The following is a 22,909-nucleotide window of genomic DNA, read 5'->3' as shown; positions in this document are numbered from 1 at the left end:
TTAACCAGCGTGATGGACGCGGTCCCTGCAGGCCATGCAGACACTGCATCGCCGCCTTAGATCTTCTCGAACAGCACCTCTTGTGCGCCTTCCCACAGCACCTTGGTACCGAGCTCGCGCAGCTTTTCCTTGCCTTCGACGATGGTCAGGAAGTGATTGCCCGCGAGCTGGCCCAGCTTGCTTGCGAAGCAGCACGAACCGTACGCGAGAATAATCTCCGTTTCGCTATAACCGCCCGGATAGAACAGGATGTCACCAACCGACGGATGGCTCGTATGATTTTCGAAGCCGACCGCCACGCCGTCGTTTTCGAGTTTGAAGTCGCCAAGCGGAACCCAGCAGCCTTCGCCGCTCCAGCGCACGTGAATGATCTTCTGACGGTACGGCAGGAGCTTCAGAAAGGCTGCTACCGTTTGCGGCGCGTCAGGATGAGTTTCGGCGGTAAAAACATGGCCGCAGGAGGTGATTCGAAGTCGGGTCATCGCTAGGTATCCGGTGTGGCGGGTTGAGTGGAATGGTCGGTCAGACGCCGGCTAAAGCCAAGCCGTAGGCCCAATATTCTGTCGGCCGATGCAATGCTTCGACAGATACAATTGCCGCACAACTGGTCAGGCCAGTTGATCCAGTGGCCGCAGCTACCGCGCATCGTGCAGGCCGTCGCCCGTCAACAGCAACCCGCCGCGACCCACCGCTGCCCCAGCAGGCGCAACGATTTTCCGTTGCTCCAACTGCCCACATATTGAACCCGGCGATTCCAGGCGTGGTCGGAACAGCATCGAGGCCCGTGCGTGCCAGGTCGATCCCCCAGCGCGCCACGAAAGTTCGTAGTTTGCAAGGCGCGCAATGCACAGCAAACTGCGAAAAGTGCGTGATTCCCGTTTCGGCGATTCAATAAACTTTGCCCTCGACGACCCACCGCGACCGGCCTCGATACACTATGCCACGCGGCGGCCAGGCATTCCCGCGCTGCTCAGCGTCGACGCTGGCGAACGCCCGCGTGCCGTCAACCGTCTGTCGCCTGGGCATCGCAGCTGCGAGCCGCCCGCACGATCCAGCCGCGCAACCCGACTCTCAGCCGCGCAGGCGGTAGGCAAGCGGCGTCACGCCGTAGCCACGCTTGAACTGCACGGAAAAATGACTGGCGTTCTCGAAACCAACCGCAATGGCGATTTGCAGCACCGGCTGATCGGTGGCGCGCAGCAGCCTCGCGGCTTCCTCGAGCCGCAAGCGCGTGACAAGCTGGTGGGGCGTTTCACCGGTCTCGCGGCGGAACACACGAGCAAAATGAAAGCTGCTTAACCCGGCATGCGCGGCCAGTTCGCTAATGGCCAGATCGGCGGCAAGATTGGCGCGAATGTAATCGGTTACACGGCGAATGCGGCGCGGCACCAGGCGCTCGGGCTGCGGCGGCAGGCCGGTCCTCGCTTGACGGCCACGCGAGTAATGTTGCAGCAGATGAGCGGCGAGCGCGTGCGCCAGCGAGTCGACATACAGCCGCGAGTCGGCGGGGTCGCCCGCAGCGCGATGCAAGGCGCCGAGCATCGCGACGATCAGTGGATCGTGAAACTGCATCGCGTCGCCAAGCGACAGCTCGCGTGAGCCGCCCAGCTCCATCTGGTCGGCAACGCTGTCGATCAGGCTGCGCTCCAGGTGCAAATGGACGGTCGATAGCGGCTCATCGCTGATCGAATGCCAGCGCCACGAGATCGGTACGGGCGGCACGAACCAGACGTCGCCCACGCGCAGGTCGGCGCTCTCCCAGTGCCCGTTCAGGTTGCGCTCGAGGTGTTCGGCACCGCTGCCGAGCGTCATCAGCGTGACGTCCTGCAGGCCGGGCGCCTCCAGCAGTTCCTGCTCGGCCGGTTCGAGGTACGAGCGCAGCACCAGGTGCCGCCACGGGCGATCCACGCTCGACACCAGTTTCTGGCCCGCCATGTAGCGGTCGTAGGCGAGCGTCGTTGTCAGCTTTGGAATTTTTGCCATCACGTCTCTTTCTGGGAGGTCCCGTATGCACATGAACAAACCCTGTCACACCCGCGTCGCCGGTTAGAGGTCAGCGCAAGATCTCAAAAATGATAGCAAGGAACCGGCTACCGTAATATTTGGAAATAGTTAATCATCCAGGTTGTCGTCCATCACGCGTTTCGAACGCCGGAGCTACCGTTTCATGGAACACGAATGCGATACGCTGCCGCATTGGCTGACGGGTTCGCCGCAAGGCGAAGCCAGCCACGTGTCGGCGGCTTACAACTCAGTGGTTACTGCACAACCGGCTTACCCGGCCGGCACGCGGCAACCCGAGAAATCAGCCCACGCGGCTGAAGCATCCAGGGCATCCACCCGCACTGCATCAGGCATCGTGCCCGCGGGTTTCCTCACGCTCTTCACAGAAGAAGAGATTGGCACGCCCTCGCCCGCCGCGCGGCGGGCCGCACCAATAATCAGTCCGCTGGTGCGATTTGGCAGCGCGCAGGACCGCATCGAATTCGTGCGGCGGCGCATCAAGCAACTGGGCTTCGACTCGTTCAGCTATTCAGCCACGCGCACCACCGCGCATCATAAGACGATGTTCGTGCTGACCAGCTACGAGTCGCAGACATGGCTCACGCGCTATTTCCGCGAGCGTTATTTCGAGCTCGATCCGCGCGTTGCGCTGGCGTCGCCGACCGGCATGCCGCTCCTGTGGAACACCGCCGACATGCGCGCCGACCTGCCACGCGCGCAGATGCGTAGCGAGCGGCTCGGCGGGCTGATCGACATGCTGGAGGCCAACGGCCGCAAAAGCGGGATTCTTACGCAGATGCCGCTGCCCGAGCCGGAACTGAGCGCGAGCCTGTGCTTCAACTCGGAGATCGGCAACCCGCGCTGGATGACGGAATCGATCGTGGCCGAAACACTGATGTTCGCGCACACGATCCACGAATTCATCTGGACGCACGCGAAAAGCGTGATCGGGATCGCGCCTGCGCAGCAGCAGCGCGTCACGCTGAGCGAATTGCAGCATGCGGTGCTAAAGGCCGTGGTGCAGGGGCAGCGCGACAAGGAAATCGCTTACTTCCTCGGGCTGTCGCCGCATAACGTCGACTACCACCTGCGGCGCCTGCGGCAGTTGTTTAACGTGCGCAACCGCGTGCAGTTGATCAATGTGGCACAGGGGTATGTGACGTAGGCGGGGTATCAAAGAGCGCTGCGGCCGGTGCGCATGTCGAGCCGGCCGCAGCAACGCCGCATCATGCGCGGCGTCGAACCTCAAACACTGCGCATGGTGCGCAGGCAATCCGCCGCGAGTTGCTGGTAAATCCGGGTTCCGGACGATTTCGCCACGATCTCGTCTTCGCTCAGTGCACGCACCACGCGCCCGGGCACCCCGGCCACCAGCACGCCCGCGGGCACCCGCCAGTCCTTCTTGACGAACGCGCAAGCGGCCACGATGCTCGCCGCGCCGAGCACGACGCCGTCCATCACAACAGCATGCATGCCGACCATCGTGTTCGGCTCCAAAGTCGCGCCGTGAATGATCGCGCTGTGCCCAATATGACTGTCGACGCCAAGCCAGCAGCTATTCGCCACGCCGGTATGCAGCACACAACTGTCCTGCACGTTGCTGCCGCGCTCCACCACTACCGCGCCGAAATCCCCACGCAAGCTCGCATGGGGGCCGATGTAACAGCAGGCGTCCACCGTCACGTCACCGATCAGCACAGCACTCGGATGAACATAAGCCGACGGGTCGACGCGCGGCCGCTTGCCGTTGAACTCGTAGAACGCCATGGCGTCGCCGTCCCGGTTCAGTTCGCGTCTGCGAGCACGTGGTAGTCGTCCGCGCCCCAGTACGCGCGCATGCGCAGAATCTTGCCAGCGGCATCGAAATCCATCACGTCGGTCACGTCGATATGCGCGGGCCGGCCGTCTTGCGCCGCGATATGCACGCGAAAGCTGATCGACGCGCTATTGCCGTGCGAGCCGCGTGGCGGCGCCATCAACTCTAGCCGGGCGCCAAGCGACGTCGCATACGTATAGAAGGTTTCGATCTCGCTTTTACCCTCTTTTAGCGGCGTGCCGACCGGGTCTTCGACGCTCGCGTTATCGGCAAACAACGCCACGACACGTGCAGCGTCGGCCGCATTGAATGCCTCGATATAGTCGACGAGGCGCGCCTTCATGTTTTCACTGGTGTTCATCCTTCCTCCTAGCGCGCGGTATAGCCGCCGTCGATCACCAGCTCCGTGCCCGTCACATAGCGGCCGGCCGGCGACACCAGATAGAGAATGCCTGCCGCGATATCCTGCGGATCGCCGATCTTCGCGAGCGGCACCAGCGTTTTCATATGCGCGAAAATCTGCTCCGGGTCGCCGAGTTTTTCGAATGCCTCTTCCAGCAACGGCGTGCGGATGAAGCCGGGATGCACGGAATTCGCACGGATATTCTGCGTGGCGTACAGCATTGCGTCGGTCTTCGCCATCAGCCGCACCGCACCCTTCGAGGCGTGATACGCCGGCACGTCCGGGCCACCGACCAGCCCATACATCGACGACAGATTCACGATTGAGCCGCCGCCCGCCGTCAGCAGGTGCGGAATCGCGTACTTGGTGCAGAGGAATACGCCCGTCACATTGACGTCGATGACCTTCTGCCATTGCTGCAGCGTCATTTCGTGCGTGGGCAGATTCGCGCCTTCGATACCCGCGTTGTTCACCAGCGCGTCGAGCCGTCCAAAGCGCGTGGCGATTTCGCCGAACACGCGCTGCACGTTGTCTTCCTGCGTGACGTCCATCTTCCAGAACGCCGCGCGGCCACCCGACTCGTTGATTTCGGCGACCAGTTGCTCGCCCTGTTCGGTCAGCACGTCGAGCACCGCGATCGCGGAACCGGCCGCCGCCAGGGTGCGCGCTGTCTGCGCTCCAATGCCGCGTGCGCCGCCCGTGATGGCGGTCACTTTGCCGCTCATGTCGAACAGTTGATGGGGAAATGTCATACCGTCTCCGTAATGTTGTAGTTAGGTTGTAGTTGGGGTTTCTGCGCCGCGCAGCCTTGCGTCTGCCGCGCCCGACACGCCGATCATGCCCGGCGCGCCGCACCCGAAGCATGCCTCAAGCGGCGCGCCGCTCCGCGAGAAATTCCAGACATTCGCGATTGAAATACCGCCGATGCTCGACCATCACCCAGTGGCCACAGCGATTCATCAGTACAAAGCGCGCGTCGGCGCAGTGTTCGAGAAAACGCATCGCGCCGCTGACCGGATTGAAGCGGTCGTCCGTGCCCCAGAAACCCAGCACGGGGCATTTGAGTTCGCCGAGCCGTTCCGTCAGATTGGGTACGCGCATTGTCGAAAGCACTTCCGGCGGCTGCTGCTCGCACACGGAGAGACGCTCTTCAACCAGCGCGTCGGTGACGAGGCTGCGATCGAACACCAGCAGTTCGAGCAATTGCCGCATCGTGAGGCGGTTCATCTGACAGTTCGTGAAGAGCGACACCATCTTCTGGATGCCCTCCATTTTGAAGTAGGTCTCGCGCTCCTCGACGCCGCCCGGCGCCATCATGATCAGGCTGTCGACGTCGTCGGGATAGTCGAGCGCGTATTGCAACGCGATCGCGCCACCGAGCGAATTGCCGAGCAAGGTCGCCCGGCCGATGCCGTTCGCAGTGAGCTGCGCGCGCAACGCGCTAACGAAGAAGTCGAGCGTGTAATTCACGTCCGCGGGTTTCGACGATGCGCCGTAACCCGGCAGATCGACCACGATCACCCGGTGACCCGCCGCGGCGAACTGCGGATAGTTATGCCTGAAGTTGCTGAAGCCGCTCGCGCCAGGGCCGCTGCCATGGATGAATACAACAGGCGCGCCGCTGCCGGCTTCAAAGTGATGCAGTGTCAGGCCGCCGGGGACTTCCGTGAAAACCCCCTTGGGCGCCTGCATGGTCGGCGGCGCGCTGCCGGACTTACTATGCGCGTCGGCGTGTTGGGATTCGGTGGGCGTTGCGTTCATGCGCGCTTGTCTCCTGTCTCGCGCCGCGCTCTTCGGCGCGGCAGATTGTGTGAGGGTCGCCAGCGAAAACATCATCCCTTCGAATCCACAGCGGGGCATCGTCTTTTCAGACTACGAGGCAAAGCTGCATTTCTCCTACCATCGGCCCCACATGAACAGAGAGAGATAGCGGCAATGACAGGGTTCGATTTCAGCGGCAAGGTGGTGCTGGTAACGGGCGGCACCAAAGGGATCGGCGCGGCTATCGCGCAAGCGTTCAACGATGCTGGGGCAACGGTGTACGTGTGCGGACGCACGCCGACTGCGAGCGTGGCTGTGAGCGCAGAGCCGGGCTTGCATGATGGCTTCCGCGCGGGTTCTTCCACGGGTTCGCGCAAGGACTTGCACAAAGGTCTTCCTGAGAAAGCCCCCCGCTTCATTGCCGCGGATGTGCGCGACATCGACGCAATCGACGCCCTCCTCGCGCAGATCGAACGCGAAGCCGGCCGGCTCGATGTGCGCGTCAGCAACGCGGGGGGCGCCCCGTTCGCACTCGCCGCGCAAGCTTCGCCGCGCTTCACCGAAGCGGTCATCCGTCTGAACCTGCTGGCGCCGCTGCAAATCGCACAACGTGCGAATGCGCTGATGCAACAGCAACCAGAAGGTGGCGTCTTGCTGTTCATCGGCAGCGTGAGCGGTTTGCGGGCGTCGCCGGGAACCGCGGCTTATGGCGCAGCGAAAGCCGGCCTGCTGAATGCCGTGCGCTCGCTCGCGGTGGAATGGGCGCCCAAAGTTCGCGTGTGCGCGGTGAGCCCGAGTCTCGTCGAAACCGAAGCGGCCACTAGCGGCCACACGGGCACATCCCCGGCAGAAGAACAGGCTGCACTCGACAACATCGCCGCGACGATTCCCGCAGGCCGTCTTGCCAAACCCGGCGATATCGCGTCCGCGTGCCTGTTCCTCGCCTCATCGCACGCCGCCTATGCATCGGGCAGCAACCTGATCCTCGAAGGCGGTGGCGAAGTGCCCGCCTTTCTCGCGGCCACCGATCTGCACAAGGCGTTCGCCACGAAGTCCTAGACACTTTCGCACGCGCACACCTCGCTTCCCTGGGGCAAGCGACTAGTCCGTTTTGACGATTCTCGCGCCGCACGTGCCCCCTAACCTCTGATCACAACAAATTTCAGACGTGACCACAGAGGAGACAGGATGCAGATCAACAGAACACAAGAGCGCGCACCAGCGCTGCGCGCGGTGTGCGCGGCATGCAGACTCGCCGTGCTGACAGCGGCGTCGGCAGCAACGATGACGACGTTCGCCACGCCGGCTTACGCGGGCGACACCGTCAATCTCGGCGTGGACACCACGCTCGATTACACCTTCACGCTCGGCTACGGCCTGGGGATGCGCACGCGCGCGCCGAGCGGCAATCTGCTGACGCCGGAGAACATCAACGGCGATGACGGCGACCGCAACTTCGCGAAGAACAAGCTGATCGAGAATCAGGTGAGCCTGCTCGGCGAAGTGAACCTCAAGCACGACGACTGGGGTGTTTTCGTGCGAGCCGACACGTTCTACGACCAGGCGTATCAGCACTCGAACTACAACGACGCACCCGGCACGGTGAATCACAGCGGCGTCTACAACAACTTCACCGAACAGGCAAATTACTGGGCTGGCGGGCGCACCCAACTGCTCGCGGCTTACGTCTACAACACGTTCAAGCTGGGTGGCACCAGTCTGAACGTGAAGGTTGGCGATCAGGTGGTGGCCTGGGGCGAGAGCGTGTTCTTCCCGAACATTGCCGGTGCGCAGGGCCCCGCAGACGCCACCAAATCGTTCGTCGCCGGCGCCGAGGTGAAAGACGTCCTGTTGCCGGTTCCGCAAATTTCGACGCAGTGGCAGATCGCGCCGAACTTCAGCCTGCTCGGCTACTACCAGTTTTCCTTCCAGCCGAATCAGCTGAGCGCGCCGGGCAGCTATATGAGCTACTCGGACGTGGTCGGCCCCGGTGCCGAATACATTATCGGACCGGGCGGCATGCAGATTCCGCGCGGTCCCGACATTCGCCCGGGCAACAGCGGTCAATGGGGTCTCGGCGCACGCTGGCGCGTATTCGGCGACACCGAAATCGGTGCGTACTACCTGCACTACAACGACATGAATCCGAGTGTCGTGACGACCTACTTTCCCACGCTTGAGTACCAGCAGAAGTACTTCGACAACATCAAACTCACCGGCCTGAGTTTTTCAACCGACCTGAACGGCGTGAACGTGGCCGGCGAAACGTCCTATCGGCAAGGCGCCGCCGTGCTGGTGAACACCCCTGCCGGTGCGCAATCGACACGTGGCGACGTCTGGCAGTCGAATCTCTCCGCGATCTATTCGATCGGACCGACGTTCCTCGCCGCCTCGCAAACCCTGGTCGGCGAAGTCTCGTACGTGCACGCCGGCAACATCACGCCGCTACTCGGCTCGTCGACGATCGCCAACACGCGTAATTCCGCCGCCTTCGAAGTGGCATGGACGCTCAGCTACAAGAACGTCTTCAACGGCTGGGACGTCGACGTGCCGATCACCTATGCCGACGATTTCACCGGCAAGTCGGCGCTTGCCGGCGCGCTCGGTTCGATGACCGGCGTGGGCGACCACCGCGTCACCGTCGGCGTGAACTTCACGCGTCTGAGCAACCTGAAACTCGCCCTCGTCTACGCGAAATTCCTCGGCAGCCCGGACCCGACCAATCGCCCGCTCGCGGATCGCGACTACGTGCTCGCTACCGCGACTTACTCGTTCTGATGCTGCGCACCGAGCTTGTTGAGCGCCTTGTGCTTCAGGCGCTTTGCAGCATGCATCACCCTTTGAATCAGCCGTCTTTTTACTGCAAGAGGATTTGGTCATGAGTCGAATTTTCAATCCCGTATTGCGTGTCTGCGTGCTCGCGGCAGGTGCCGCGCTCGCCGCCGCACAAGGCGCCCCGTCGTTCGCCAAAACCAGCCCGGAAGATCTCGCCAAACTCGAAGGCCCGCTCACGCCGATGGGCGCCGAGCGCGCGGGCAACGCCGATGGCACGATCCCCGCCTGGAGCGGCAAATGGGTCGGCACGCCGCCGGGCGTCGACTACAAGCCGGGCCAGCGCTTCCCCGATCCGTATGCGAACGAGAAGCCGCTGTTCGTGATCACCGCACAAAACATGCAGCAATACGACGCGCGTCTCACCGACGGCGAGAAGGCCCTGCTCAAGAAGTATCCGGACAGCTTCAAGATTCCCGTCTATCCGAGCCACCGTGATTTCAGCTATGGCGACACCGTGTACAAGAACATCCGCCTGTACGCGCCCAACACCACGATGACGAAAGACCAGAACGGCCTGAAGGATTTCCCGCCGGTCACGCCGTTCCCGGTGCCGAAAAGTGGCGTCGAGGCGATGTGGGATCTGCGTTTTGCGTCGGCGATCGAAGGCGAAACCGCGACCTACGACCAGGCCGTGGTCTACCCGGACGGCAATATCGCATGGGGCAAGGTGCAATACGCGATTTACGGGCCGCGCAGCGCGGAGCATTTCGATCCGAAGAACGCACTGAACGCGAAGAGCTTCTTCCGTCAGACCACCATGCTGCCGCTTTCCGATCGCGGCACGATCATCACCGGCTATGAGATGTGGGATCAGGAGGGCTCCGACACCCGCCGCACCTGGTCGTATAACCCGGGCACGCGACGCGTGCGCCAGGCGCCTGAGTTCGGCTTCGACCAGCCCGAAGGGCCCGGTGGCTTTCGCACCGTCGACGATGATCGCCTCTTCAACGGTTCGGGCGAGCGTTACGACTGGAAGATCATCGGCAAACGCGAAGTGTATGTGCCGTATGACAACTACAAGCTGATGGACCCGTCGATCAAATACACCGATCTGCTGACCAAGGGCCATGAGAACACGCAGTACATGCGCTTCGAACTGCACCGCGTGTGGGTGTTGCAGGCCACGCTCAAGTCCGGCTATCGCCATCAATACGCGAAACGGGTGCTGTATCTCGACGAGGACACGTGGAACGCAGTCGCCGCCGACAACTACGACGCCCGCGGCACGCTGTGGCGCACCAACTTCGCCCCGACGCTGTATGCATACGACGCCAAATCGTTCTACTCGACTGCTGTGTTCTATCACGACCTGATCTCGGGCGCCTATTACGCGGACCGTCTGGCGAATCAGGAACCGATGCCGGTGCTCACACGTGGCTCGCAAATGACCGAAGCGTTTTTCTCGCCCGACGCGATTCGCGGCGCGGGCAACTGATTTCGCTGCGTCTCTGTTAGATCCAAAGCCGGGGACGAGCTCAGACTCTGCCCCGGCGCTTTACTCTTTCTATTTTCGCTCGCCATGACTTCGACACTTCACGCCACACTCGGCGACGAGCTTTACCACGCATGGCGCGAACAAGCGCCGATTGCACCGTTCTCGGCGCGCGCCGGCGGTTTGTCGCTCGCCGACGCCTACCGTGTGCAGCAACACTTCGTCGCTCGCCGCATCGAAGCGGGTGAAACCATCGTCGGCAAGAAGATCGGCGTGACGAGCCAGGCCGTGCAGGACATGCTCGACGTACGCCAACCCGACTTCGGCGTGCTGCTTTCCGGCATGCACTACGTCGCCGGCGAGGACATCCCGATCGCGAAGCTGATCGCGCCGCGCGCGGAAGGCGAAATAGCGTTTTATCTGAAGCACGATTTGCGCGGCCCGGGCGTCACCCGGGACGCCGTGCTTGCCGCGACGGAAGCAGTCGGCGCGTGCTTCGAGATTGTCGATTCGCGCATCCGCGACTGGGCGATCCGCATCGGCGACACGGTGGCCGACAACGCGTCATGCGGCGTCTACGTGCTAGGCGATGAACGCGTCGCACCTGACTCGCTCGATCTCGCCGCTTGCCGCATGACCCTCGACAAGAACGGCACGCGCGTAGCGGAAGGGCTCGGCGCTGCCGCGCTGGGTCACCCAGCCGATGCAGTCGCATGGCTCGCGAACACGCTGGGCGAACTCGGCGTGCCGCTGCTCGCCGGAGAAGTCGTGCTGTCGGGTTCGCTGGCGGCATTGATTCCCGTTGCGTGTGGCGACCAGTTGCACATGCGGATTGAAGGCATCGGCAGTTGTTCCGTGCGCTTCATCTGACCGTTTGACTGTCTTTTCCTTGAGGATGCATTGAATGAGCAAGATCAAATGCGCGTTGATCGGGCCCGGCAATATCGGCACCGATCTGCTGTACAAATTGCGCCGCAGCGCGGTGCTCGAACCCGTCTGGATGGTCGGCGTCGACCCGGACTCCGACGGCCTCGCACGCGCCCGCGAAATGGGACTGAAGACGACCGCTGACGGCATTGACGGCTTGCTGCCGCATCTTGCCGCCGACGATATCCGCATCGTCTTCGACGCGACCTCTGCATACGTGCACCGCGAGCACTCCGACAAACTGACCGCGCGTGGCGTACGCGTGATCGACCTGACGCCCGCTGCAATCGGCCCGTTCTGCGTGCCACCGGTCAACCTCGCTGCGCAGATCGACCAGCAGGCCATGAACGTCAACATGGTCACGTGCGGCGGCCAGGCCACGATTCCGATGGTGTACGCAGTGTCGCGCGTGCAGCGCGTGGTGTATGGCGAAATCGTCGCGACTGTGTCGTCGCGTTCGGTCGGTCCCGGCACGCGCAAGAACATCGACGAGTTCACGCGCACCACGTCACGCGCGATCGAACAGATCGGCGGGGCGGCGGTAGGCAAGGCGATCATCGTGATCAATCCGGCCGAACCGCCGCTGATCATGCGCGACACGATCCATTGCCTGACTGAAACCGATCCGGATATCGAAGCGATTACGGCCTCGGTGCACGCAATGATCGACGAAGTACGCCAATACGTGCCTGGGTATACGTTGAAAAATGGCCCGGTGTTCGATGGCCGCCGCGTGTCCGTGTTCATGGAAGTTGAAGGACTCGGCGACTACCTGCCGAAATATGCCGGCAATCTCGACATCATGACCGCAGCCGCCGCCCGCACCGCCGAACTGTTTGCCCAACAGATGCTTGCCGCATCGCCCGCCACCGCGTGAGGAGCCGACTATGTCTTTAGCAGGAACCCGAATTACCGTACACGACATGACATTGCGTGACGGCATGCATCCCAAGCGTCATCAGATTTCGCTTGACCAGATGTGCTCGATTGCGCGCGGACTCGACGCTGCCGGCGTGCCCTTGATCGAAGTGACCCACGGCGACGGCCTGGGCGGCGCATCGGTCAATTATGGTTTTCCGGCGCATACCGACGAAGCCTATCTGAGCGCCGTGATTGCCGAAGTAAAGCAGGCCAAGGTCTCTGCCCTGTTGCTGCCGGGCATCGGCACGGTCGAGCATTTGCGCATGGCGCACGAGCTCGGCGTTCATACGATCCGTGTGGCGACGCACTGCACCGAAGCAGACGTATCCGAGCAGCACATTGGTCTCGCGCGCAAGCTGGAGATGGATACGGTCGGCTTTCTGATGATGGCGCACATGTCGCCGCCCGAGCAACTTGTCAGCCAGGCGAAGTTGATGGAATCGTATGGTGCGAACTGCATCTACATCACCGACTCGGCCGGTTATATGCTGCCCGACGATGTGACCGCGCGCATTGGTCTCGTTCGCGCTGCGTTGAAGTCCGAAACCGAGCTGGGTTTTCATGGGCATCACAATCTTGCGATGGGTGTCGCCAATTCGATTGCGGCTATTGCTGCCGGGGCCAATCGTATCGATGCGGCTGCTGCGGGGCTTGGCGCCGGCGCGGGAAATACGCCGATGGAAGTTTTTATCGCCGTGTGCGAGCGGATGGGGATTGAGACTGGCGTTGATGTTTTCGGGATTTCGGATGTTGCCGAGGATCTTGTGCTGCCGATTATGGATGCGCCTATTCGGATTGATCGCGATGCGTTGACGCTTGGGTATGTTGGTGTTTATTCGTCGTTTTTGTTGTTTGCCAAGCGGGCTGAAGCGAAGTATCGGGTTCCGGCGCGGGATATTCTTGTTGAGATGGGGAGGCAGCGGCTTGTCGGTGGGCAGGAGGATATGATTGAAGATACGGCGTTGACGCTTGCTCGGGAGCGGGGGGTTTTGGTGTAATTTGGTTTTTTTGCCTGCGCGGCGCTTGTCTGTGTTTTTATGGTGTTGGCCTTTCCTTGCTTTCTTAGTCTTACTGTGTCAACTAAAAGCGATACCTGGTAGTATGAAGTAATCGCGACTACGGGGTATCGCAATGACAGACGATCTCGATAATTTTGACGCGTATCTCGACCATCTGGCACAGGAGTTAGGGCACGCTAATCGCCACGCCGGCCTTAAAGGCTACTGTTCCGGTCTGGTGATGCCACTGTCACGCAAGAGCGTCGAACCGATGGCCGCGCATATCGATCCGCTTCATGCCAGTGCGAAGCATCAGTCGCTCCACCACTTTGTTGCCAAGGCCGAGTGGTCCGACAAGGCGATCATGCAGAGGGTGCGCGAGTGGGTGATGCCCTGGCTAGGCGCGCATGCCGCTGAAGAGGCCGGCTATTACTGGATTATTGACGACACGGGTTTTCCAAAGAAGGGCCGCCATTCGGTGGGCGTTGCACGGCAGTACTGTGGCCAGCTCGGCAAACAGGATAACTGTCAGGTCGCAGTGAGTTTATCGATCGCGACGCAACGCGGCAGCCTGCCAATCGCCTGGCAACTGTATGTCCCCAAGGAATGGATTGACGATCGGGACCGTGCCCGTCGTGCGGGCATTCCTGACGATCAGGCCTTCGCAACCAAACCACAGATTGCACTGACCCAACTGCGCGAAGCGATTGCATCCGGGATTGTGCCGGGTATCGTGCTGGCCGATGCAGGATATGGTGATGAAACGGCCTTTCGGGAAGGGATAAGCGAACTGGGTTTGTTATACGCCGTGGGGATTCGCCCGGGCACCTCAGTATGGGCACGGGGTACGGCACCGTTGCCGCCCAGGCCATGGAGTGGGCGTGGCAAGCCACCTACACTGCTGCGTCGTGCGCCCGGCCACGAACCACAAGCGCTCAAGGCGCTGGCCATGCAATTACCCGCGAATGCCTGGCAGACCATAAGCTGGAGAGAAGGCAGCAACGCGGCACTCTCCTCACGCTTTGCCGCCGTGCGGGTTCGTCCCGCTCATCAGGACTATTGGCGCAGTACCCAGCGCGCTGAAGAGTGGCTACTCGTCGAATGGCCCGAGGGAGATACAGAGCCGCTCAAGTACTTTCTCAGTACCGCTCCCGGGGAGGCGACACTTGAACAACTCGTATTGGTGACCAGGATGCGCTGGCGTATCGAGCGCGATTATCAGGACCTGAAGCAGGAGTTCGGACTGGGCCACTACGAAGGTCGCGGCTGGCGCGGCTTTCACCACCACGCCACGCTGAGTATCGCCGCATATGGGTTTCTGATGGCCCAAAGACTCAGGATGGGATCAGGTAGCGGCGATAAAAAAAACTTCATTGAACGCGCGCTGCCTGCGCTTCCCGCGGATTACATCGCACGCGGCAGTCCAGCGCGCACAACGTCACGTTCCTGACTCCATCACTACGTTGCGTATCTTGCTCGGACTACGGCTCACGCAACGCTTGCACCATTCATTGCAGCGGTGGCCTGGAGAATATGTGACACAGTAAGATTAGTGGTCTATTAGCGTTCGCCCCTGTGCGGGGCAGGCACCTACTTTTCTTTGCCTGCTGCAAAGAAAAGTAGGCAAAAGAAAGCAGCTCACACCGCTAGCGCATAAGCGGGTCCCCCGCACAGTCGCGGTAGTGGTGCATCTGGAATCTGTGTTCTCGCACACTCCGCGTCAGTGACAAGGCCGTCATGCTTCCCGCCTCGCACTACGTGCTCGCCGGAACAGTTCATCGAAAGCATGAGGCCCTGTTCTGGCGTGGTGGGTGCCATCCGCTTCGCCTCGCCAAGAATAGCGCTACACGGGAAACCAGTGCTTCATTTGCGAACGGCGAGCGCCATCGGTTTCGCCTCGATGAGAACAACGCGAGACGGGAAACCAGAGGCTTCGTTTGCGAGCAGCGAGTGCCATTGGCTTCGCCTCGGCGCGACGTAATGTCCGGTTACCTGGCCATGAGATGCGCAAGTGCATGGTAGTTCAAACCCGATCTTCGAGTGAGGCGTCGGTACCCCGTAGCGCGTGAGACGATGAACCATTGCGCAGATCTGACGGCAGGCGCAAAAACAAGCAGACGGTTCGGTAAACAGGCTTCGGCGCGCGCAGCGCCGCCGGAAGTATGACGCCCTTGTCACTGACGCAGAATGTGCGAAAACACAGATTCCAGATGCACCACTACCGCGACTGTGCGGGGGACCCGATTATGCGCTAGCGGTGTGAGCTGCTTTCTTTTGCCTACTTTTCTTTGCAGCAGGCAAAGAAAAGTAGGTGCCTGCCCCGCACAGGGGCGACGCTAATAAACCGATAACAAATCAAGGAAAGGCCAACGCCATAGGCAGACAGGAAAGCGCCGCGCAGGCAACCAAAATCAACCAAACTACAAACCTCAAAAACACAACCATGAAACACAACCCATATAGACCGGCAGCAATAGCTGCCCTGCTATCAGCAATAGCCCTAACAGCAACAGCACAACCCACCGCCGAAGGCAAACAAACCGACACCTACATCCAGATGGAAAAAATCCAGAACACCCGCGACCTGGCGGGCCTGACAACACCAGATGGCCAGCAAATCCAACCCGGCCGCCTCTACCGTAGTGGCAACCCGGCCTTCGCCACACCGGCCGACATCGAAAAACTCAAGGCAATGCACCTGGACGTCGTGCTGGACTTCCGCGCTGCAAGCGAAAAGAAACCCGCCGAACAGGCCTTCGCCTCCCAATTCCCCTGGCAAGCCGACCCGGTGCTAGCTGGAAACCTCTCGCCCGAAGCGATCATTCCAATGCTCAAGCGCTCCACTCCAGCGCAGATGCATCAATTCATGGTCTCGCTTTACAGGCAATTTCCCAGCGACTACCAACCGCAATTCGGCCGTTTTCTGAAGCTGGCGGAAGAAGACAAAACCATCCTCTATCACTGCACCGCAGGTAAAGACCGCACGGGGTTCGCCACCGTCCTGCTGCTGTCCGCGCTAGGCGTCGATCGTGCAACCGTGATTGCCAACTACCTGGAATCGAACCGCTATAACGCGACAGGTAACGCACAAGCAACCGCGCAACTGCAAAAGATCGGCATCGCGCCCGACGTGCTGGCGCCACTGCTGGCCGTCGATCCCGACTACATTGGCGCGGCAATGGAAGTCATCGATCAGCAATACGGCGGCATGCAGCACTACCTCGTCGACGTCCTCCACGTGAATACGGCGAAAATTCGCCAGAATTATCTCGAGGCAACGCCGTCCGTCACTGCGAATCCCTGAGCCCATAAAAGGCACGGCATTTCTGGCCTCCCGCGCACGGTGCGGCGCGCCCCACGGCACGATTCGTCTTACCTGAAGAACAAAACCCCACGCTCCGAAGAACGTGGGGTTGACCGGCAGTCTGAAGGCGGTCCATGCACCGCCTTTGCTTCGTTTCGTTACCCCTCGAATACATGTCGCAACGGTGGCGGCACCGCGCCCTCGCGCACCTTGATTTCCACAACCTTTCTCGCCGTACTCGAAGGCCTCACATCCGCGGTGTCGACGTAAAACTGCGAGTACCAGTCGCGCATCTGATACAGCGGTCCATCGCCCTCGCACAAGAGCGGATTGTCGATTCGCGTCTTCGTGTCCCAGATCGCCACGTCCTCATAAAACGCGGCCTGCGCCTGCGCCGAATACGCGCGCGCAATCTCCATGTTCTGCTCGTCCGACAAGCCAGGGACCTTCTTCACCATCACGCCGTAACGCAGTTCGAAACTGTTCATGTCGATCGGCACATGGCAGTTCAACAGAATCGAATGAATCGGATGGCCGCCGCTCTGCCCCGTCATCTCGGTGATGTGATACGCCGGGCCAAAGTAAGTGGACAGCGCGATCAGCACGTCATCGCCAAGGCGTTCGCTGCGGCCAACCAGTAGTTGCGTGGCCTTGTGTCCTTCGAACAGATTCGCAAAGTAATCGATTGGCGCGCCGTGCACGGTTCCAAAGTGCGCCATGTCCGAAATGTTGTCGACCAGTTCGCGACAGTTGGTACCGATCACCATCTTGTCGACTACCCAATCCGACCATTCGTCGGAGAAACACGCGTCGATACGGGGAATCGTCACCTCTTCGGACGGCGGATTGCCCTCGGGATCGTGCCAGATGAACAGCAGTTGATTCTGCTCGCGAGTCTGCCACGTGCCAATTTTGGCTTTCGGCGGAATCCGCTTGCAGTAGGGGATTGACTGGCAATTACCGTCACCGTCCCATTGCCAGCCGTGAAACGGACACACCAGCGTGTCGCCGTCCACGCGGCCGGTGCTCAGATCGCCGCCCATATGCGGGCAAAAACCATCCACCACGTTCACGCGCCCCTGCGAATCCATGAACGCAGCAAGGCGTTGACCAAATATGTTCAACGTGTGCGGCTTGCCGTCTTTGTATTCGCTCGCCGGACCGAGGCAATGCCAACCGCGGGCGTAACGCTGCACCAGTGGCTGCGATTCAATTTTGTATGGACGTGCGGACATCTCTTATCTCCTCCAATGGAAAAGGCGGCGCTTCGGACCAGCCGCCGTCGTCAGTGTTCTTTCGAAGCGCGCAGACCTTCGCGCTCACGCCTGACGATAGACGTGGCGCGCACCGCTTTCATCGTCCCGACGGACTAGGGACTTCAGCTACCCGTTAGTGCCCCGGATTGCCATGCTCAAGCGCAGCCGGTTCGACTTCGCCGGAAGTCGATGCAGTGCCGCGCACGGGTGCACCAGGCGCTGTGGGCACATTCATCGGATTCCCTCTGCGTTCGCGACATTGGCGGCGTTTGCGACATTGGCGGTGTTTGCGATGTTTGCGGTATTCGTGGCACTTGCGGCATTCGCAGCACTTGCGGCGTTCGCCGACTCCGCTGCATTCAGTACGCTCCCAACAGCCACGTTCGGCGCAGCACGCCGCTCCGCCCGCTCGACGCCAAGCCATGCCGCCAGCGCCGGCAACAGAAACACCGCGCCGAACAGATTGACGAGGAACATGAAGGCAAGCAGCACACCCATATCCACCTGGAACTTGAGCGCAGAAAATGCCCACGTTCCCACGCCGATGAACATCGTCACCGCGGTAAACAAGGCCGCGGTGCCGCGTTGACGCATCGCCGCCGCGAACGCATCGGACAAGGTGGCGCCGGCGCGCACCTCATGCTGCAGTCGTTCGTACAGATAGATGCCGTAGTCGACCCCTACCCCCACGCCCAGCGTAATCACCGGCAACGTGGCAACCTTCAGGCCGATGCCGAGCCACGCCATCACCGCGTTGCACAAAATCGACACCACCGTCAGCGGCACGACGATGCACAACACAGCACGCCACGAACGGAAGGTCACGAAGCACAGCAATGCGATCGCGCCGAAAATCGACAGCAGCATCGCCACTTCGGCATCGCCGACCGCTTCGTTGGTGGCCGCCATCACGCCGACATTGCCGCCGGCGAGCCGGAACGCAATATTCGGCGTGTGATCTTCCGCCGCCAGCCGTTTGATTTCATCGACGATATGCGCGATCGTCTTGCCCTCATGGTCTGTGGTGTAGATCAAGACCTGAATCGCCTGGCAGTTCTCGGTGTTCATGCCGTTGTCCGGATCGAACGCACTCGCGCCTTGCGTGAGCCCATCACTCGAACGCGGCAGTGCGCCCCAACGCGGATTGCCTTCGTTGAAGGCGGCAATCGAGATTTTCGCGAGCGATGGCACGCTCACCACCGACTGCACGCCCGCCACCCCGCGCATTTCCATCTCGAAGCGCTCGATCGCGCTCATGACCGGGTAATGCAGACAGGCGTCATCAAAACCGGTTGTCTCGACGATCACCGCGAGCGCATCGACGCCAATGTTGTACTGGCTCGTGATTCGCGCGTTATCGAGGTTGTAACGCGACGTGCTGCGCAACTCGGGCGCCCCAGCCCCGATGTCGCCGATCTGCAGATTGCGCGACTCTTTCGCGCCGAACGCGAGCAGCAGCAACGCGACGGCGAATACGCCAAGCGCCGGCACGGGTCGCGCGAACGTTGCGAAGCGCGTCCACAGGCGGCTGCCGCCTTGCGCCGCACGGCTTTGTGCACGCGCCAGAGTGCCTGCTTCCAGCCGCGTGTATGACAGCAGGATCGGCAGAAACACCTTGTTGGTGACGATCATCAGCAGCACACCGAGGCACGCCGTGACACCCAGCTCACGCACGATTTCGATCTGGATGCGCATGATCACCATGAAGCCGAGCGCATTCGTTAGCAAGGCCACCGTGCCTGGCACGAACAGCTTGCGAAACGCGTCGCGTGCCGCATCGGTCGAGGACATGCCGGCGACCAGTGCCTGCTTCCACGCATTCGTCATCTGCACGGCATGCGAGACGCCGATCGAAAAGATCAGGAACGGCACGAGGATCGACATCGGATCAATGCCGAGACCCAGCACCGGCAACGCACCCAGCAACCAGACCACCGGCAGCAACGCGACAAACAGCGCGAGCACCGTGGTCTTCGCCGAGCGTGTGTACGCAAACAGCAACGCCGCGGTAATCAGAAACGCGAGCGCGAAAAAACCGATCACGCCACTGATCCCCGCCTCCACATCCCCTACCAGTTTCGCAAAGCCGATGATGTCGACCTCGACATCCTGATTCGAATAGCGCGCGCGGATCTGTTCGAGTTGCCGCGCCACCGCGCTGTAGTCCAGGTGCTTGCCGGTGACAGGATCCGTCTCGCGCAATTCCGCACGGATCAGCGCAGAATGCAGGTCGTTGCCGACCAGCCTGCCGATCTGCCCGGAACGCGCCACGTTGCGGCGCACTTTGGCGAGGTCGTCGGGATTCGCGCTGCTGAACTGGCCGGGCACCACGACGTCGCCGCGAAAGCCCGCTTCGGTGACCTCCGTATAGCGCACGTTCGGTGTGAAAAGCGAGAACACGCGCGAGCGGTTCACGCCGGGAATGAAGAACACGTCATCGGTTGCGTGACGCAGGTCGTCCATGAACGCCTGGTTGTAGATGTCGCCGTGACCCTTCCAGCGCAGACTCGCGAGAATCGTATTTGCGCCCGGAAAGGCACTCGCATAGCGGTTGAACACCTGCATGTACGGATGCTGCATCGGGATCATCTTGTTGAACCCGGGATCGAGGCGCAGGCGCGTCGCGGAACAGCCCAGCGCGACCGTCAACGCGAGACATAGCGTCAGCAGGATGCGCCGGTGTCGCATGATAGCGTCGGCGCAACGCTCGACAAAACGCGAAAGGCGGGACGAAGAAGGACGGGACGATGCGTTCATGATGCGTCTCACGGCAAGGCAAACGGGAAGCGCGGCGGGCGTGGCGAGTCAGTGGCCGGCGAGCGCGCTATGGAGTTTCGGCGAACGAAGCCGCGCGTTCAGGAAGGTGACGCGCTGGGCGGCACAAGCGGGGACCCGAGCGGTGACGCAAGCGGCGACCGGACTGCGGGCGACACCGGCAGCAAGGCCACGCCGGCTTCCCCGCCCAATGCAAGCTCGCCATGCCCGGCGTCGACCACGGCAGCGAGGCTCTGCACGCCACCCACCTTGCGTATCGCGAAACTCTGTCCGTTATCGCGCGAGGTGACGATCGCGCCGCCCTGGCCGACCAGCACCAGTTCGCCGTCGGCGAGTTGCACCGCGCCGAAGTACGAGGTGCCGACGCGACTATCGATATGTGTCCACGTGTCGCCCTGATCGGTGCTGCGCAGCACGTTGCCACGCATGCCGTACGCGAGCCAGTCGCCATCAGCCAGCTTCAGCACGCCGAATAGCGAGCCCTGATAAGGCACGGGCCGCTTCTCCCAGCTCGCGCCGTTATCGGTTGAGCGCAGCAGCGTGCCCGTTTCGCCGGCGATCATCAGACGGCCGCTGGAATCGCCGGTAATCGCATTCAGGTGACGATCGTCGGCGGGCGTTTTCTGTTGAGCCCAGGTGGCGCCTGCATCGTGCGAGACAAACAACTGGCCGAAGCTCCCGCTGGCAAATACCAGTCCGCCCGCATTGCCCCACACGGACAGCAGCGGGTCCGAATGCTTGCGATCGAAGCGCACTTCGCTCCAGTGTGTGCCGCCATCGACGGTACGCACGATCCAGCCGTCGTGTCCCACCGCAATGCCGATACGCGGCGAGATGAAGAACACTTGCGTAAGCGCCGACGCTTCGTCGGACGTCACAGCGGCGCGCCGCCAGGACGCGCCCGCATCGTCGCTCAAGAGGATCACGCCGCGCTCGCCCACCGCGACGAGGCGCGTGCCTGCTCTGGCGAGTCCGTTGATCTGCAGGCGATCGGCCTGAATGGTCGTAGCCGCGAAAGCCGGCACCGGCCGAGGCGAAAACGCAAACAGCGCCGCGCCCAGCACCGCCGCCGAAAGCAGTAAACCAGGTATTGTCGATTTCATTTTTTGTCTCCTGTCGACCAGATGTCGATCGGAGTTGGCGCTTTAGCCCATGCAAAGCACTTACTCCGATCCCATGCAAAGCTGTTGGCGCTTCAGCGCACTACTCTGGTCCCATGCAAAGCTCCGAGCACGGTCTACGCCGCTGTTTCGAAGAGTGCCGCGGCGCCCATCCCGCCGCCGACGCACATCGTCACGACGACATAGCGCACGCCGCGCCGCCGCGCTTCGAGCAACCCATGCATCGTCATGCGAGTGCCGGACATGCCGAACGGATGGCCGACCGAGATCGCGCCGCCATTCACGTTCAGACGGTCGGCAGGAATATGCAGTTGATCGCGGCAGTAAATGACCTGACACGCGAACGCCTCGTTCATCTCCCACAGGCCGATGTCGTTCATCGTCAGCCGATGACGCGCCAGCAGTTTCGGCACCGCGAGCGCCGGACCGATGCCCATCTCGTCGGCTTCACACCCCGCCACCGCCATTCCGCGGTAGATGCCGAGCGGCTTCAATCCTCGCTGCTTCGCCTCCGCTGCGCTCATCACGACCACCGCCGCCGCTCCATCGGACAGTTGCGACGCATTGCCAGCAGTAATGAATTCACCCTGTGCGACCGCTTCGCCGCCGCTCCAGACCGGCTTCAGCGCCGCAAGACTTGCCGCGCTCGTATCGGCGCGATTGCATTCATCACGTGTGGCCTGCACGCTTTCGCTGCCAACCTGCTTACCTTCCTTGTCGAACAACGCGCGCTGCGCCTCGAACGGCACGATCTCTTCGTCGAAACGGCCCGCTGCTTGCGCCGCCGCGGTACGCTGCTGGCTCGTCAGCGCGTATTCATCCTGCGCCTCACGCGAGATGCCATAACGGCGCGACACGATTTCCGCCGTTTCGATCATCGCCATGTATGCAGCCGGCTGATGCGCGAGCACCGCGTCCGAACGTGCACGGTACGTATTCTTGTGTTTATTCTGCGTGAGCGTGATCGACTCGACGCCGCCCGCTACCACGATCCGTGCGTCGCCGCACAAGATGTTCTGTGCGGCCGTCGCGATCGTCATCAAACCCGACGAACACATCCGGTCCATCGCCATACCCGGCACCGAAGCCGGCAAACCCGCCGCAGCCGCCGAGAGCCGGCCGATGTTGTAGCCCTGGGTGCCCTGTTGCGCGGCGCAGCCCATCAGCACGTCGTCGATATCGGCGGGGTCGAGTTGTGCGCGCTCGATAGCAGACCGCACCACGTGGCCGCCGAGTGCGGGCGCTTCGGTGTCGTTGAATACACCGCGAAATGCCTTGCCGATCGGTGTACGTGCAACCGAGACGATGACCGCTTCGTTCATGAACTATTCCTCTACGGGTTCTACAGGGTTCTTC

Annotated in this window: 19 protein-coding genes; 9 read left to right on the top strand and 10 right to left on the bottom strand. The window is 61.6% G+C overall.

The window, feature by feature from the left end; all coding sequences use genetic code 11:
• Positions 1–56: 56 nt before the first annotated feature.
• Together ACUN0E_RS10520 and ACUN0E_RS10515 are read right to left on the bottom strand one after the other, a co-directional pair.
• Complete coding sequence (locus tag ACUN0E_RS10520; protein WP_054042606.1) at positions 57–482, bottom strand: DUF3830 family protein; 426 nt, start codon at positions 480–482, stop codon at positions 57–59.
• A 589-nt stretch (positions 483–1,071) separates the two neighbouring features.
• Positions 1,072–1,983 (bottom strand): helix-turn-helix domain-containing protein, encoded by a 912-nt coding sequence (locus tag ACUN0E_RS10515; RefSeq protein ID WP_408228063.1) that lies wholly within the window; start codon positions 1,981–1,983, stop codon positions 1,072–1,074.
• Positions 1,984–2,167: 184 nt separating this feature from the next.
• Here ACUN0E_RS10515 and ACUN0E_RS10510 point away from each other — a divergent pair, with 184 nt between their 5' ends.
• Positions 2,168–3,169, top strand: a complete 1,002-nt coding sequence (locus ACUN0E_RS10510; protein WP_408340511.1) for a helix-turn-helix transcriptional regulator — start codon at positions 2,168–2,170, stop codon at positions 3,167–3,169.
• Between the two features lie 80 nt (positions 3,170–3,249).
• Here ACUN0E_RS10510 and ACUN0E_RS10505 read toward each other — a convergent pair whose 3' ends face one another.
• From ACUN0E_RS10505 to ACUN0E_RS10490, 4 genes are all read right to left on the bottom strand, one after another.
• Positions 3,250–3,771, bottom strand: a complete 522-nt coding sequence (locus tag ACUN0E_RS10505) for a phenylacetic acid degradation protein PaaY (protein WP_445566521.1) — start codon at positions 3,769–3,771, stop codon at positions 3,250–3,252.
• Positions 3,772–3,788: 17 nt separating this feature from the next.
• Positions 3,789–4,181: a nuclear transport factor 2 family protein gene (locus ACUN0E_RS10500; protein ID WP_445566520.1), complete on the bottom strand. Its 393-nt coding sequence runs from the start codon at positions 4,179–4,181 to the stop codon at positions 3,789–3,791.
• 8 nt (positions 4,182–4,189) lie between these two features.
• Positions 4,190–4,975, bottom strand: coding sequence for an SDR family NAD(P)-dependent oxidoreductase (locus tag ACUN0E_RS10495; RefSeq protein WP_408228051.1), 786 nt, complete (start codon positions 4,973–4,975; stop codon positions 4,190–4,192).
• Positions 4,976–5,090: 115 nt separating this feature from the next.
• A complete protein-coding gene (locus ACUN0E_RS10490) occupies positions 5,091–5,915 on the bottom strand; it encodes an alpha/beta fold hydrolase (RefSeq protein ID WP_445570415.1) in 825 nt (274 codons plus the stop codon).
• Positions 5,916–6,158: 243 nt separating this feature from the next.
• On the opposite strand from ACUN0E_RS10490, the gene ACUN0E_RS10485 reads away from it, so the two are divergent.
• From ACUN0E_RS10485 to ACUN0E_RS10450, 8 genes are all read left to right on the top strand, one after another.
• Positions 6,159–7,043 carry an SDR family oxidoreductase gene (locus ACUN0E_RS10485; protein ID WP_445566519.1) on the top strand — a complete coding sequence of 295 codons (885 nt, stop codon included), beginning with the start codon at positions 6,159–6,161 and terminating at the stop codon, positions 7,041–7,043.
• 129 nt (positions 7,044–7,172) lie between these two features.
• Entirely contained in the window at positions 7,173–8,762 is a 1,590-nt protein-coding gene (locus tag ACUN0E_RS10480) for a DUF1302 domain-containing protein (RefSeq protein WP_408340506.1), read from the top strand.
• 100 nt (positions 8,763–8,862) lie between these two features.
• Complete coding sequence (locus tag ACUN0E_RS10475; protein WP_408484283.1) at positions 8,863–10,254, top strand: DUF1329 domain-containing protein; 1,392 nt, start codon at positions 8,863–8,865, stop codon at positions 10,252–10,254.
• A gap of 84 nt (positions 10,255–10,338) precedes the next feature.
• The gene (gene dmpE / locus ACUN0E_RS10470) at positions 10,339–11,121 is read left to right on the top strand and encodes a 2-oxopent-4-enoate hydratase (RefSeq protein ID WP_445566518.1); all 783 of its coding nucleotides are present in this window, start codon (positions 10,339–10,341) and stop codon (positions 11,119–11,121) included.
• 34 nt (positions 11,122–11,155) lie between these two features.
• Positions 11,156–12,055 carry an acetaldehyde dehydrogenase (acetylating) gene (locus ACUN0E_RS10465; protein ID WP_408484279.1) on the top strand — a complete coding sequence of 300 codons (900 nt, stop codon included), beginning with the start codon at positions 11,156–11,158 and terminating at the stop codon, positions 12,053–12,055.
• Positions 12,056–12,065: 10 nt separating this feature from the next.
• Positions 12,066–13,097, top strand: coding sequence for a 4-hydroxy-2-oxovalerate aldolase (dmpG, locus tag ACUN0E_RS10460; RefSeq protein WP_408519868.1), 1,032 nt, complete (start codon positions 12,066–12,068; stop codon positions 13,095–13,097).
• 133 nt (positions 13,098–13,230) lie between these two features.
• On the top strand, positions 13,231–14,547 hold the full coding sequence (locus ACUN0E_RS10455) for an IS701 family transposase (RefSeq protein ID WP_445566517.1): 1,317 nt from the start codon (positions 13,231–13,233) through the stop codon (positions 14,545–14,547).
• A gap of 861 nt (positions 14,548–15,408) precedes the next feature.
• Positions 15,409–16,401: a tyrosine-protein phosphatase gene (locus ACUN0E_RS10450; protein ID WP_445566516.1), complete on the top strand. Its 993-nt coding sequence runs from the start codon at positions 15,409–15,411 to the stop codon at positions 16,399–16,401.
• Positions 16,402–16,559: 158 nt separating this feature from the next.
• On the opposite strand, the gene ACUN0E_RS10445 is transcribed toward ACUN0E_RS10450, so the two are convergent.
• The 4 genes from ACUN0E_RS10445 to ACUN0E_RS10430 form a co-directional block, all read right to left on the bottom strand.
• Positions 16,560–17,636, bottom strand: coding sequence for a Rieske 2Fe-2S domain-containing protein (locus tag ACUN0E_RS10445; RefSeq protein WP_408228027.1), 1,077 nt, complete (start codon positions 17,634–17,636; stop codon positions 16,560–16,562).
• A 252-nt stretch (positions 17,637–17,888) separates the two neighbouring features.
• A complete protein-coding gene (locus ACUN0E_RS10440) occupies positions 17,889–20,414 on the bottom strand; it encodes an efflux RND transporter permease subunit (RefSeq protein ID WP_445566515.1) in 2,526 nt (841 codons plus the stop codon).
• Positions 20,415–20,512: 98 nt separating this feature from the next.
• Positions 20,513–21,535 (bottom strand): WD40/YVTN/BNR-like repeat-containing protein, encoded by a 1,023-nt coding sequence (locus tag ACUN0E_RS10435; RefSeq protein WP_408228021.1) that lies wholly within the window; start codon positions 21,533–21,535, stop codon positions 20,513–20,515.
• Positions 21,536–21,669: 134 nt separating this feature from the next.
• Complete coding sequence (locus ACUN0E_RS10430) at positions 21,670–22,875, bottom strand: acetyl-CoA C-acyltransferase (protein ID WP_408392456.1); 1,206 nt, start codon at positions 22,873–22,875, stop codon at positions 21,670–21,672.
• Between the last annotated feature and the right edge of the window lie 34 nt (positions 22,876–22,909).

The sequence above is a fragment of the Paraburkholderia sp. D1E genome, from assembly GCF_052682275.1.
The sequence above is the reverse complement of the archived record's forward strand: the minus strand, read 5'-3'. Positions and strand labels throughout refer to the sequence as shown.